This is a genomic window from Phytohabitans maris (assembly GCF_031085175.1).
Lineage (GTDB): Bacteria > Actinomycetota > Actinomycetes > Mycobacteriales > Micromonosporaceae > Phytohabitans > Phytohabitans maris.
Genome location: NZ_JAVHUY010000071.1, coordinates 1 through 12404 on the forward strand (window position 1 = coordinate 1; position 12404 = coordinate 12404).

13 protein-coding genes are annotated in these 12404 nt (G+C 70.2%); 3 read left to right on the forward strand and 10 right to left on the reverse strand.

The genetic code is table 11. From position 1 onward, the window contains the following. Positions 1–4: 4 nt before the first annotated feature. Positions 5–973 carry an electron transfer flavoprotein subunit alpha/FixB family protein gene (locus RB614_RS42155; protein WP_308718370.1) on the forward strand — a complete coding sequence of 323 codons (969 nt, stop codon included), beginning with the start codon at positions 5–7 and terminating at the stop codon, positions 971–973. Between the two features lie 80 nt (positions 974–1053). Next, a complete protein-coding gene (locus tag RB614_RS42160; protein ID WP_308718340.1) occupies positions 1054–1389 on the forward strand; it encodes a DUF3817 domain-containing protein in 336 nt (111 codons plus the stop codon). 154 nt (positions 1390–1543) lie between these two features. On the opposite strand, the gene RB614_RS42165 is transcribed toward RB614_RS42160, so the two are convergent. After that, positions 1544–3079, reverse strand: coding sequence for a DUF1593 domain-containing protein (locus RB614_RS42165; RefSeq protein WP_308718341.1), 1536 nt, complete (start codon positions 3077–3079; stop codon positions 1544–1546). 312 nt (positions 3080–3391) lie between these two features. Here RB614_RS42165 and RB614_RS42170 point away from each other — a divergent pair, with 312 nt between their 5' ends. Further along, entirely contained in the window at positions 3392–4633 is a 1242-nt protein-coding gene (locus RB614_RS42170; RefSeq protein ID WP_308718371.1) for a D-alanyl-D-alanine carboxypeptidase family protein, read from the forward strand. A 10-nt stretch (positions 4634–4643) separates the two neighbouring features. Here RB614_RS42170 and RB614_RS42175 read toward each other — a convergent pair whose 3' ends face one another. The 9 genes from RB614_RS42175 to RB614_RS42215 all read right to left on the reverse strand — a co-directional run bounded on the left by RB614_RS42175 (position 4644) and on the right by RB614_RS42215 (position 12354). Then, positions 4644–5681: a LacI family DNA-binding transcriptional regulator gene (locus tag RB614_RS42175; protein WP_308718342.1), complete on the reverse strand. Its 1038-nt coding sequence runs from the start codon at positions 5679–5681 to the stop codon at positions 4644–4646. Positions 5682–5757: 76 nt separating this feature from the next. Then, the gene (locus RB614_RS42180; protein ID WP_308718343.1) at positions 5758–6096 is read right to left on the reverse strand and encodes a hypothetical protein; all 339 of its coding nucleotides are present in this window, start codon (positions 6094–6096) and stop codon (positions 5758–5760) included. Then, the gene (locus RB614_RS42185) at positions 6093–6872 is read right to left on the reverse strand and encodes an isochorismatase family protein (RefSeq protein WP_308718344.1); all 780 of its coding nucleotides are present in this window, start codon (positions 6870–6872) and stop codon (positions 6093–6095) included. Before RB614_RS42185 ends, RB614_RS42180 begins: the two co-directional genes overlap by 4 nt. A gap of 46 nt (positions 6873–6918) precedes the next feature. Then, positions 6919–7677, reverse strand: a complete 759-nt coding sequence (locus tag RB614_RS42190; protein ID WP_308718345.1) for a glutamine amidotransferase — start codon at positions 7675–7677, stop codon at positions 6919–6921. Between the two features lie 12 nt (positions 7678–7689). After that, positions 7690–8688: an ABC transporter substrate-binding protein gene (locus RB614_RS42195; RefSeq protein WP_308718346.1), complete on the reverse strand. Its 999-nt coding sequence runs from the start codon at positions 8686–8688 to the stop codon at positions 7690–7692. A gap of 50 nt (positions 8689–8738) precedes the next feature. Continuing rightward, positions 8739–9521, reverse strand: coding sequence for an ABC transporter permease (locus RB614_RS42200; RefSeq protein WP_308718347.1), 783 nt, complete (start codon positions 9519–9521; stop codon positions 8739–8741). Next, complete coding sequence (locus RB614_RS42205) at positions 9521–10333, reverse strand: ABC transporter permease (protein WP_308718348.1); 813 nt, start codon at positions 10331–10333, stop codon at positions 9521–9523. Before RB614_RS42205 ends, RB614_RS42200 begins: the two co-directional genes overlap by 1 nt. Continuing rightward, the gene (locus tag RB614_RS42210) at positions 10330–11169 is read right to left on the reverse strand and encodes an ABC transporter ATP-binding protein (protein ID WP_308718349.1); all 840 of its coding nucleotides are present in this window, start codon (positions 11167–11169) and stop codon (positions 10330–10332) included. The genes RB614_RS42205 and RB614_RS42210 overlap by 4 nt, the downstream gene beginning before the upstream one ends. Before the next feature lie 54 nt (positions 11170–11223). Next, on the reverse strand, positions 11224–12354 hold the full coding sequence (locus tag RB614_RS42215) for an FAD-dependent oxidoreductase (protein ID WP_308718350.1): 1131 nt from the start codon (positions 12352–12354) through the stop codon (positions 11224–11226). Between the last annotated feature and the right edge of the window lie 50 nt (positions 12355–12404).

Here is a 12404-nt window from a genome sequence, read left to right on the forward strand (position 1 = left end):
TTTTGTGGCTGAGGTGTTGGTCGTTGTCGAGCATTCCGGCGGCGAGGTCAAGAAGGTCACCTTGGAGATGCTCACCCTCGCCCGCGAGCTGGGCACACCGTCCGCGGTTGTTTTCGGTGGGCCGGGTGTGGCTGGGCTATTGGTGGACAAGCTGAGCCAGTACGGCGCTGGCACGGTGTACGCCGGTGAGGACGCCCTGTTCGAGGAGTATCTGGTCGCGCCGAAGGCGGCCGTGTTGGCCGATCTGGTGCGGTCGACCTCGCCGGTGGCGGTGCTGCTCGGCTCGACCCAGGAGGGTAAGGAGATCGCCGGCCGGTTGGCGGTCAAGCTCGACAACGGGCTACTGACCGACGTGACCGGGCTGGACGGCGACGGCACCGCGACACAGGTGATCTTCGCCGGGTCGGTGATCGTGAAGTCCCGGGTCACCCGCGGGCTGCCGCTGGTCACCGTCCGCCCCAACTCACTCACCCCCACCCCCACCCCGGCCCCGGCCCCGGCCGGCGCGCAGGTGACGCCGTTGCAGGTCAGCGTGGACGACACAGCCAGGCTGGCCCGGGTGGTCGAACGCAAGGTCGAACCCAAAGGCGCCCGGCCGGAACTGACCGAGGCGTCGGTGGTCGTCTCCGGCGGCCGCGGCGTCGGCAGCGGCGACAACTTCAAACTCGTCGAGGAACTGGCCGACCTGCTCGGCGGCGCGGTCGGCGCATCCCGGGCCGCGGTCGACTCCGGCTTCTACCCCCACCAATACCAGGTCGGGCAGACCGGCAAAACCGTCTCCCCCCAGCTGTACGTGGCCCTGGGCATCTCCGGCGCCATCCAACACCGGGCCGGCATGCAAACCTCCAAAACCATCATCGCGGTCAACAAAGACGCCGAAGCACCCATCTTCGAACTCGCCGACTACGGCATCATCGGCGACCTGTTCAAAGTCGTACCCCAAGCCGCCGAAGAAATCCGCAAACGCACGTAGGGCGTGAGCGAGGAGTGCCCCCGGGAGGCGTTCAGGTACGAGCCGGCGGGGCCCGGATGGCCAGGCCCTATGCTGGGCCGATGCGCGAGAAGGTGATCCGGCTGTTCGTGGCCGTGGCGATCGCGGAGGCGATGTCCTGGGCCGGCCTGCTGATCGGGATGGCGTTCAAGTACGGTCCGCCCGGCAACGAGCTGGGCGTGCGGGTCTTCGGGCCCATCCACGGCGCGCTGTTCGTGGCGTACTGCGTGCTCGCCCTGGTCACCGCCCGGATACAGCGGTGGCGCCTGCTGCCCACCGGCGTGGCGCTGGCCTGCGGGATACCGCCGCTGGCCACCCTGGCGTTCAAGCGGTGGGCCGGCCGGCGCGGCATGCTCGCCGCCGCCGCGCCGGACCGCGTGCCGACCCCGGTGGGCTGACGCCCCTGAGGCGAGGGCCGCCGCCCAGGCGGCGGCGGTGACCGCGACCCCTTGCGCCAGCAGGCTGGCCGCGGCCTGATCCCCACTCGGGCTCGGGCCCGGTCGATCGCGAGATCGACCGGGCCCCTTCACGACCTGTTACGTGCCGGGTGCCTCAGTTCCGGACGGTGAGGACGACGCGCTGGTAGGAGGTCAGCGCCGGCGTGCCGTTGTCGGTTACCTGGAGGATGAGGTGGATCGTCTGGCCGGGTGCGGCATCGGCTGGTACGCGGATCTTCACGACGTTCTGGTGCTGTCCGCGTGTGACCTGGTTGACGGCGACGGTTCCCGGGTAGGTGTCGGCGTCGGTGTACTGCCACCAGTTGGTGGTGAGCTGGTCGTGGTCGGGGTCGGTCGTCAGGCCGGTGAGCAGGATCGTCTGGCCGCGTTTGACGGTACGGTCCAGTTGGCCGGCGACCTTGGCCGTCGGCGCGTGGTTGGCCTTGGCGTGCCGTGAGGTCACGGTCCACCGCATCCTGGCGGCGAAGTCCTGCTGGGCCGCGCCGAACCAGCGGCTGGCGGCGTAACTGCTGGACGAGGCGCCGTTCGGATCGATGTCGTTCGCGTTGCGCCCGCCCCAGCCGCCGTAGCTGGCGTCGACGTATCCGCGCAGGCCGTTGTCGATGAGGTTCATGAAGATCGAGGTGTCGCCCTCGGAGATCCAGGAGCCCTTTTCTTGCGGGGGTGTCCAGACCACGTACCCCATCGCCTTGAGCTGTTCGGTGGTGAGGCCGGAGAAGCCGAAGTGGTCGAAGATGTCGCCGGGGACCATCTGCTTTCCGTCGCCCCAGACCCGGTAGAAGGCGCCGAACGGTCCGACGTCGGAGACGTTCGCCTTGGTCCACTGCGCGGACAGGTACGCGGCGTCCTGGGCAAGCACGGCGTTGCGGGCGCCGTAGCCCCAGATGCTGGTGGACATCTGGCGGAACTCGATGTCGGGCCAGTTCTGGCCGATGTAGCTGGCGTAGGTGCCGTCCTGGTCGCCGAACGACTGGATGATGGCCTTCTGCGACACCTTCTGGTAGATCCGCGGCCACGCCGGCGTGTTCTGGTACTGGTCCTTGATGGACTTCAACGCCCGGGCGATCGTGCTCTGGCCGGCGCCGGTGAGCAGGTAGACCGGACCGGGCCGGTTGTCGAGCAGGCTCGTCCTGACCAGGTTGGAGCCGGGGGTGTCCTTGGAGATGTCACCGTCGAACTCGATGTTGCCGGTGTAGATCTTCGACCGCAGCTCCCGGGGTGATGGGTAGCCGGCGGCGTGCTGGCGCAGGTTGGGGTAGACCTGCGCGTAGATGTCGACCGCCTCGTCGATGAACCGCTCGCCCGGCTTCCAGCGCCACGACGTGCACGGGCACAGGTTGAGTCCGAACCGGGTGTACTCGCGGCCGGGTACGAACCACAACGTGCCCTTGCCGTCGCCGGCCCAGTGCACACCGCTGCTGGAGTAGACCAGGCCCTCGGTGTTGAACTCGTTGCTGTACAGCAGGTAGCGCACCAGCGTGTTCTGGTCGTCGAGCTCCGGGTCGTGCATGAGGATGACGCGTGGCTTGTCACCGCCGGTCCAGCCGCCGGAGTGGCCGTCCGCCCCGCCGGCGGAGGCGGACGCGCCGCTCGTCGCGACCATGACTCCCGCGAGCGATACCGCTGCCATGGCACGCAAGACGCGCCGTGGCGCGCGACGTCTTGCGGTCGAGTCCCGAATTATTCGCATAAACCCTCCTCAGAGTCCCGCGGGTGCCCCGGGACGCTCGGCGATTTCTGGTGCCGCGCACGCTTGCTGAATATGTATTCAGCCTTGACTCGATATCAAGCCTTAATCAGCCTGACACAAAAGTCAAGAGCTGTTGCCACTGGTAGCCGCTATCCCAGAATCAGTCGATGGGATGAAAGCGAAGGATACGAGTTATCCCCCTATACCTCCGGACTAGCGTGACTCAGCGTGCAAACACGGCGACTGATCGCGATGCTCGGCGGTGTCGCTCTGGCGCTGCCCACGGCTACAGCCACGGCGGGTGCCCCGGCCACGCCGCGGCTCAGACCGTGCCCGACCATCGCGGTCCCGGCGGGGGCCCGGTCCGCGCGGCCTTCGCCACCCGCGCTCGACCAGCGGCAGCGGGAGGTCGGCGGGCCGGAGCTGGCGTCCGCGGGGTTGGCGATCCCCGCCGGCGCGCCGGTGCCGGCCAAGCTGACCGCGACCTCGTGGCTGGTGGCCGACCTGGGCAGCGGCGCGGTGCTCGGTGCCTGCGGAGCGCACGAGTACGCCACCCCGGCCAGCGTGCAGAAGCTGCTCCTGGCGGCGACGTTCATGCCCAGACTCGACCCGGCGCGAGTGGTCGAGGTGACCCGTGCCGACATGAATTTCGAGCCCGGCAGCTCGGCGGTCGGGCTGGTCGAGGGTGGCCGGTACCCGATCAAGACGCTGTGGCTGGGCCTGCTGCTCAGGTCCGGCAACGACGCGGCGAACGTGCTGGCACGCGTCGGCGGCGGCACGTCCGACTACCGGGCCGGAGTCGAGGCGATGAACGCCGAGGCAGCCCGGCTGGGCGCGCGCCAGACGCACGCCGTCACCCCCTCCGGCCTCGACGGTCCCGGGCAGTTCACCAGCGCGTACGACCTGGCGCTGATCGCCCGGGCCTGCTACGCCCGCGCCGACTTCCGGCGCTACACGGCGACCGACACGGCGTGGATCCCGGCCCAACGCAACGGCGCGCGTGGTTTTCAGTTCGACAACGACAACGGACTCCTGCACAGGTATCCCGGAATGCTCGGCGGCAAGACCGGTTTCACCGACCTGGCCGGGCAGACCTACGTGGGGGCGGCCGAACGCCGTGGCCGCCGGCTCGTGGTCACCCTGCTCGGCGCGCAGGCCCAGCCGATAGGCAGTTACGGGGAGGTGACCACCCTGCTGGACTGGGGATTCGCGCTGCCCGCCGACGTCTCGGTCGGCCAACTGATCGAGCCCGAACCCTCGGACACGCCGTCGACCGCCGGGCTCTCCCCGCAGGCGGCGCCCGCCGCGGGCGGGGCGCAGACCGCGACATCGTCCTCGGCCAGGAGAATCGGGCTGGCCGCGGGCGCCGCCGCACTGCTCGTCGCGCTCGCCGCGTTCGGCTGGGCACGGGCACGCGTCCGTCCGGCGGCCGGCGAACGCCGACGACGCCGGTTCGCCCGCCGCGACCGAGATCCGGACGGCGACCGGAGCTGAACGCGGAGACTCAGCGGGTGATCCGGCGGCGTGAGCTGTCACGGACCACAAGCTCGGGCGGCAGGGCTATGCGCTGTGGTTGCCGCCCGCTGGCGCTGTTTACGATCTCATCGAGGATCTTGACGGCGGAAGCGGCGATCTCGGCGATCGGCTGCCGCACCGTCGTGATGGAGAGTCTGGGGTGCGACGAGAACGGTATGTCGTCGAAGCCGGTCAGGAGCACGTCGTCGGGCACGCGGATGCCGACGGCGTCGAATCCCTCCAGGATCCCGAACGCGACTATGTCGGCCCCGCAGCTGACCGCGTCCGGCAGCGGCCCGCTGGCGATCAGGCTGGCCGCGCGCCGGCCCCACTCGGCACTGAAGCTGCCCAGCAGGCGATCGTCCGCCGGCATGTCGATCCCCAGACCCGCGGCCACACGGCAGGCCACCTTGTGGCGCTCGCGCGAAGAGGAGTCGGTGGGCACGGCCCCGACGTACACCGCGCGGCGGACCCCCTGCGCCGCGAGATGCTCGACGACCAGCCGCATCCCCACCTCCTCGGCCAGGCCCACCCAGTCCGAGTCGACACCGTCCGCGTACTGGTCCAGCTGCACCACGGGCACCTGTTCCGCGGCTTCCCGCAGGATCGCGCCGCTCCTTTCGACGTGGACCGGAGTGATGATGAGAACTTCCACCCGGGCGGCGATGAACGACCGGACACGTTCGGCCTCGATCTTTGGATCGTTGTGCGAGCTGCTGAGGTGCAACGACATCCCAAGCTCCTGGATCCGCCGCTCCAGCCCGTCGACCAGCAGGGTGAAGAACGGGTTGCCCAGGTCCGGCACGACAATCCCGACGGTCGAGGTGCGATCCCGCCGCAGCGCCCGAGCCGCGGTGTTCACCCGGTAGCCGAGCTCGGCCGCGGCCGCGTTGACCCGGCTCCGCAACTCAGGGCTCACCGGGCCACGACCGCTGAGCACCCGCGAAACGGTGGCGGTCGACACGCCCGCCACCCGGGCGACATCCGCGACCGTGGACCGTCCCGGCCTTGCCTCCGAACCTGCCATCCTCGTCCTCACCCGTACCGTCCCCGCCACTTCCCTGTCGCCGCACCGCCCGGGGCCGCGCCACGACCGTCACACGCTATGGACCGGCGCTGTCCTCAAACTCCGCCAGGTCCTCAAGCCGATCGATGGACCAGCCGGCCACGCGATCACGCCAAGCGGCGGAGAGCTTCGCCCCCTCACCGGTCGCGTCGTCCTCGGCGAACGCGGCGAAGTCGGTCACCTCGATGATCTCGCAGCCGTCCCACCTCTCACCGCCCTCGGGCTCGGCCCCGACCACCGCGAAGTCGAGAAAGGACACCACCGAAGGGTACCCACGCAACACCGGACGCAGATAGGAGAGCGACCAGGCGCGGTACTCCCCGATCGTGTCGCCCTCGGACAGCCGAAACCGGGTCACGATGAACCGCCGGCTCATCGCGCCCCCTCCGGGGCCGAAGCGGAAGCCGGGGCCGAAGCGGAAGCTGGGGCTGTGGCTGGGGCGATCGTGCCGCGGAACCGGTCGCCGGGCAGGCTCTCGATGTGCCGGACGATGTCCTTTGTGGGCAGTACGTCGGCGTACTTGGCGTTCATGTCGAACAGCGCCATCGCGTGCGAGGCCTGGAAGCGGTCGAAGCAGGCCTCCTCGGCGACGATCGTGTTGATGCCGTACGAGAAGGCGTCGACCACGGTCGCCCGGACGCAGCCGCAGGTGGTCGTCCCGCAGACGATCAGGCAGTCGGCGTTCAGGTCGCGCAGGTACGTCTTCAGCGGCGTGTCGAAGAAGACGCTCGGCGCCCGCTTGTGCAGCACGATGTCGCGCTCCTGCGGGGCGACCTCCCGTACGATCTGCTGTGGACCGAAGCCGGGCACCTTCGGCGGCTCACCCTGGCGGACGGTGCGCCACAGCCCTTCACCGAAGCCGTCCGGCCGTGGCTCGTACCCCGTCGAGTAGAGGATCGGCAGGTTGCGGGCGCGTGCGGCGACCAGGAGCCGCTGGATGTACGGGATCGCCGCCCAGCCGTAGCTGCCGCACGAGTTGTACCAGGTCTTGACCGACTCGGTGATCGGCTCGTCGACATGGCCGGTGAAGGCGTAGCTGACGTCGATGACCAGGAGCGCGGGGCGCGAGCCCATTTCGAGGTTCATGCCGTGACCGCTGACCGCGAGCACGGCCTTGTCGGTCTCGGTGAGGAAGTCGTCCCAGACGGGCATGTGAGTGGCCTCCAACGGAGAGGGAGTCGGTGACGGGTGCGCGGGCTCAGCCGATCCGGCCGGCCGCCCAGGACGCGATGCCCTGCCACATCGGCGCGTACCCGTCCCAGTCGACGAACGGTTGGGGTGCCCAGTGCGGGCCGCAGTCGGAGGTGAAGGCCACCGCCCGGCCGCGCCCGTAGGTCCAGGTGGCCAGCAGCGGGTCGCCGTCGACGGTGGCGATCACCTCAGCCTCGGGGCGGGGCGAGACGACGTTGTAGCCGAGCAGGTCGGGCCAGTCGCCGGGCACGTCGGCCACGAGCGGGTGGTCCTTCAGGCAGAGCAGCGGCGTCACGCCGGCCGGGCGTTCGGCGCGGTCGTCCCGGTCGAGCATGGTGACCGGCAGTGCCCGCTCGACCGGGGTGTTGGCGAACCGCGCCTTGGCGTCGATGCCCTGGAAGCTCAGGTAGCCGCCGACCATGACCAGGCCGCCGCCGGCGACGACCCAGTCGTGGAGGGTCTGGAGGCGGTCCGGCAGCGCCTTGCCGAGCCGGAAGGTCTCCGGGTGGATGAGCAGGGTGTTCGCGCCGATGTCGCTGAGGATGACGCAGTCGTACCGGCCCAGCTCGTCCACTGTGGACGGAAAGTCGACGGCGGCCACGTGCGAGGGCTGGTACGTCACCGTCCAGCCGCCCGCCTCCAGGGCCGCGCGCAGCCACCCTCCGCCTTCGGCGTACTCCGTCGTGGTGAAGCTGTCGAAGCCCTTCTGGTGGATACTGTGGACCGTCCAGGATTCGCCGACGAAGAGCGCACGCTTGTCTGTCATGTCCTACCTCTGCTAGTTGGTGCCGAGCATCTTGTCGACGAGCTGCTTGGCGTCGGTGCCCTTGTCGAGGGTTCCGTAGGTCTTCATGAGCTCGACCCAGGGGACGAAGTCGTCGGCGTCGTACTCCTGGTAGGTGAACGAGGGCAGTTGCAGCTTGAGCCGGTCGACGAGGGCGGCGTCCAGGCCGGTGCGCTTCTTGAGCAGTTCGGCGGCGCCGTCCTGGTTGGCGCCGATCCACTTGCCGCCCTCGTCCAACGCCTGGCGCATCGACCCGAGCGCGTCCTGGTGCGCGGCCGCCCACTCCTTGCCGGCCATCATGAACGTGGTCAGCGCGGTGTCGCCGAGGATCTGGTACGGCCACACCCCGAGGTCCTGGGCTCCGGCGTCGAGGGCGATCTGGGCGTGCGGCGGCGAGACCGCGATGACGTCGACGGTGCCGGCGCGCAGCTGGTCGGGCATGTCCGCGAAGGCCACCTGCACGAACTGCACGCTCTTGAGGTCGACGCCGGCCTTGTCGATGACCGCTTTGGTGAGCATCGTGTTGGCGCCGGCCAGCGTCGCCGTGCCGACCCGGGCGCCGGCCAGGTCCTTGACGGACTTGATTTTGGAGCCGGCCCCGGACAGCAGGAACAGCTGCTGGTTGTTGGGCTGGTTGCGCTCCCCGCCGGCCACGACGGTGATCGGGATGCCGCGCGCGGCCGCGTTGATGCCGATCGGCTGCACGGTCCAGCCGACGTCGAACTGCTTGCCGATCGCGGACGGGATCTGCGTGGCGTCGGCGATCGGGGTCACCTCGACGTCGAGCCCGTGCCGGGTGAAGTAGCCCTGCTCCTGGGCGGCGTAGATCGCCAGCAGCGTCACGGTCGGGTTGGTGGTGGCGAGGCGGATCTTGGTACGGCCGCCCGCGCCGGTCTCCGCGGTGTCCGCGTCGTCCCCGCCGCACGCGCCGATGCCGAGCGTCAGGGCGGCCGCAACGGTCGCGGCCAGTAAAGACCTTCTTCGGGTACTCATGGTGTCGTCTCCTTGTATTTGTCGGTTCTCGGGGGTGGGGCGAGGCGGTCTCACGCCGGCACCTGCTCGGTCCGGCCGGACCGCGACCGGGCGCCGCCGAAGGCGGTGGCCGCCTTCTCCAGCCGGCCGGCGGCGACGTCGACCAGCAGCGCCATGATCGCGACCACGCAGATGAACCCGTAGACCGTCGAGGGTTGGTAGCTCTGCTGGGCGAGGAAGATCGCCGATCCGGTACCGGTGATCCCGGTCAGCATCTCGACCAGGAGGGTGACCACGAACGTGATCGGGCCGGCCACCCGCAGTGCGAGGAACACGGCCGGGAAGAGCGAGGGCAGCAGGATCTTGCGGACGACCTGGAGCCCGGACAGGTGCAGGGTGGTGCCGACGTCGCGCAGCAGGGGCGGGATGTCGGCCGCGGCGGAGCGGGTCGAGAGGATCATCGGCCACATCGAGGAGAAGACGATGGCGACCACGGCCATCTGGTTGGTGTAGCCGAGCATCAGCACGAAGATCGGTACGGTGACCGCCGCCGGCATGACCCGCAGGAACTCGAAGGTGGGGTTCAGCGAGCGGTCGAGGACGGGTACCTCGGCCATCGCGAACCCGATGAGCGCCCCGATCACGGTGGCGATCGCGAGCGAGAGCACGAACCGTCCGGACGTCGCGGCGACCGCCTCGACCAGCCGGTCGTTGTCCCACTCCGCCACCATCGCGGTCCACCAGGTCGACGGGCGCGGGAAGTAGACCGAGTCGTCGGTGCCGAACAGCTGCCAGAGGGCGAGCAGGGCCACCAGGGGTACCAGGCCGCGGGCCCGGCGCAGGACGGGGCGCATCACGCCACCCCCAACCGGTCGTCGACCTTGCGGGCCGACGACCCCCGGCCGGCCCAGCGGCTCAGCGCGTTGAAGACCGCGTTGGCGGCGACGGCGGTCACGCCGATCACGACGATGTAGCAGAAGGTCAGCTCGGGCTGCATGGCGTTGCGGGCGTTGTTGAGGCTGTTGCCCAGCCCCGCCGGGTTGCCGATCATCTCGGTGACGATGGCGACCACGAACGCCGAGCTGAGCGAGAGCCGCAGCCCGACCAGGATCGGCCCGATCGCCGATGGCAGCACCACCTGGCCCAGCTCCCGAAACCAGCGCAGGTGGAGGGTGCGCGCCACGTCCCGCAGCAGGGGCTCGACCGTCCGGATGCCGCCGGCGACGCTGACCAGTACGGGCCACACCGCGACGTAGGTGACGAGCACCAGCTCCATCGAGGAGGAGAGCCCGAAGATGAGCGCGGTGATCGGGAGCAGGGCGATCGCCGGGATGAGCCGTACCACGGTGACGCTGGTCATCGCCCACTGGTCGGCGAGGCGGGACAGCCCGAAGAGGCTGCCGACGACGATGCCGATCCCCGCCCCGATGCCCCAGCCGGAGAGGCTGTAGGTCAGCGTGTGCAGGAACTGCTCGTGGAAGTCGGCGGACGCCAGCAGCTCGGGCATCCGGCCGGCGATGGCCAGCGGGCCCGGCAGGAACAGGAAGTCCACGACCTTGGTGCTGACCAGCAGCTGCCAGACCACCAGGATGCCGGCCGCGGTCACCAGCCCGGCGGCGTTGAACCCCGGCAGCCACGCGCTCCGGCCGGTCCGCGCGGTGCTCATGGCCGCCGCCGCGGGTCCGAGCTGTGCATGACGGTGTAGATCTCCTGGCGCAGCTCCAGGTAGCGCGGGTCGGCCTTGGTCGCGACCTGGTCCCGTTCCCGGGGCAGGTCGACCGCCAGGTCCCGGGCGACGCCCGCTGGCGAGCCGGCGAGGACGATGATCCGGTCGCTGAGGTAGATCGCCTCGTCCAGGTCGTGGGTCACGAACACGACCGTCATGCCGGTCTGCCGCTGGATCCTCAGCAGCGCGTCCTGCAGCGTGGCCTTGGTGATCGCGTCGAGCGCGCCGAACGGCTCGTCCATCAGCAGCGCGAGCGGGTCCATGACCAGCGCCCGGGCGATCTGCACCCGCTGCTGCATGCCGCCGGAGAGCTGCCGCGGGTGGTAGTGGAGGTTGTCGGCGAGCCCGACCATCGTGAGCGCGGCCAGCGCCCGCTCGCGCTGCTCCCGCCGGGGCATCTTGCCCTCGAGCCCGAGCCGCACGTTGCTCTCCACGGTGCGCCAGGGCAGCAGGGAGGCGGCGTAGTTCTGGAAAACCATGACGACGCGGTCCGGGGCGCCGGACAGCGGCTGCCCCGCGAACCGCACGTCGGATCCCTTGCCGGCCGCGTGCAGGCCACCGAGCACGCGCAGCAGCGTCGTCTTGCCGACGCCCGAGCCGCCGAGGATCGAGACGAACTCGCCCGGCGCGACGTCGAAGTCGATCCCTTCGAAGATCGGCGCGCCGCCGTGGCCACCCGTGTAGCTCGCGTTGACGTTCCGGCAGGCGAAGCCGGCGTTCGAGGACGCCGTACCGGTCCGCGCGTCGGCGACACGGTCGAGTGCTTGGGTACGCATGATCGGCTCCCTTCGTGATCTGGGCGAACCAGCGGGTCGGTCGGTCACGAGCGGTCAGCCGGCGACCGGGAAGCTGTCGGCGATGTGCATCTCCCGCTCCCACCACGGGGCGGTCTGGATGGCCCGCAGCACCGGTTCGCGGGCGAACAGCAGCGGCTTGGGCCACTTCCAGGTCAGGCTGTCCAGCCGGCAGGACCACTTCTGGGTGACGTCCGCGTAGTGCCGGTAGTCGCGTTCCCAACGGGCCAGCGCCGCCGGTACGCCGCCGGGCTCCTCGTCGAGCACGCGGGCCAGCGCGTACGCGTTCGACAGCGCCAGCCCCGCGCCCTGCCCGAGCAGCGGCGGCAGGCCGTGGGCGGCGTCGCCGAGGATCGCCGCCACCCCGGAGGACCACCGCTTCGCCTCCACGACCATGTAGTTGTGCTGCAACGGCTCGCTCGGCGTGGCCGCGATCGCCTGGAACAGCCCGGCCAGGGCCGGGAAACTCGCGCTCCAGCTCGCCACGTCGATCGGGTACGCGACGCCGGGAGCGTCGTCCTCCGGGGCGATCAGGAAGATGTACGTGGAGTCCGGCGTGGTGGGCGTGACCCCGACCCGGCGATCGCCGGACCAGTGCATCGTCGTCCTGGGCAGCGGCTCGAACTCGCGGCCCGGGATGATATAGCGGGTGGCGACGCTGGAGAGCCTGCGGTACGTCTTGGTCAGGCCGAGGCTGTCGCGCACCACCGAGTGGTAGCCGTCGGCGCCGACGACGAGATCGGCCTTGAACGTCTCGCCGTCCTCGGTCCGGACCGTACCCTCCGGGCCGGCGTGGACGACCGTGGAGCCGGTACGGATCGTGACGCCGGACCGCCGGGCCGCGCTCTCCAGCACGCGGATCAGCGACTCCCGCTTGAGCGCCCACATCCGCTGCTCGCCGACGTTGCGGTCCTCGTGGCGGGTGCGTCCCCACCGGTCGCACCGCCGCTCGATCTCCAGCCGCAGCCCGGTCTCGGCCACCGCGTCGAACAGGCCCAGCCGCTCCAGCACGGTCAGCGGGTTGTTGCGCAGGTACAGGCCGGCCCCCACCTCGCGGATCTGGGTGCCGCGCTCGTGCACCTGGACGTCCCAGCCGCGCTGGGCGAGCGCGTTGGCCAGCCCGAGCCCGCCGATGCCGCCTCCGACGATCTCTGCGTGACGTTTCATGCCGACTCTCTCGCTTCGTTCGTTGGCCCTCGGTTCGCGGACACTCGTTT

Bases quoted from the DNA above. Each gene is read 5' to 3' on its own strand.
- RB614_RS42160 (WP_308718340.1), top strand. From the start codon at position 1,054: ATGCGCGAGAAGGTGATCCGGCTGTTCGTGGCCGTGGCGATCGCGGAG.
- RB614_RS42165 (WP_308718341.1), bottom strand. From the start codon at position 3,079: ATGGCAGCGGTATCGCTCGCGGGAGTCATGGTCGCGACGAGCGGCGCG.
- RB614_RS42170 (WP_308718371.1), top strand. From the start codon at position 3,392: ATGCTCGGCGGTGTCGCTCTGGCGCTGCCCACGGCTACAGCCACGGCG.
- RB614_RS42175 (WP_308718342.1), bottom strand. From the start codon at position 5,681: ATGGCAGGTTCGGAGGCAAGGCCGGGACGGTCCACGGTCGCGGATGTC.
- RB614_RS42180 (WP_308718343.1), bottom strand. From the start codon at position 6,096: ATGAGCCGGCGGTTCATCGTGACCCGGTTTCGGCTGTCCGAGGGCGAC.
- RB614_RS42185 (WP_308718344.1), bottom strand. From the start codon at position 6,872: ATGCCCGTCTGGGACGACTTCCTCACCGAGACCGACAAGGCCGTGCTC.
- RB614_RS42190 (WP_308718345.1), bottom strand. From the start codon at position 7,677: ATGACAGACAAGCGTGCGCTCTTCGTCGGCGAATCCTGGACGGTCCAC.
- RB614_RS42195 (WP_308718346.1), bottom strand. From the start codon at position 8,688: ATGAGTACCCGAAGAAGGTCTTTACTGGCCGCGACCGTTGCGGCCGCC.
- RB614_RS42200 (WP_308718347.1), bottom strand. From the start codon at position 9,521: ATGCGCCCCGTCCTGCGCCGGGCCCGCGGCCTGGTACCCCTGGTGGCC.
- RB614_RS42205 (WP_308718348.1), bottom strand. From the start codon at position 10,333: ATGAGCACCGCGCGGACCGGCCGGAGCGCGTGGCTGCCGGGGTTCAAC.
- RB614_RS42210 (WP_308718349.1), bottom strand. From the start codon at position 11,169: ATGCGTACCCAAGCACTCGACCGTGTCGCCGACGCGCGGACCGGTACG.
- RB614_RS42215 (WP_308718350.1), bottom strand. From the start codon at position 12,354: ATGAAACGTCACGCAGAGATCGTCGGAGGCGGCATCGGCGGGCTCGGG.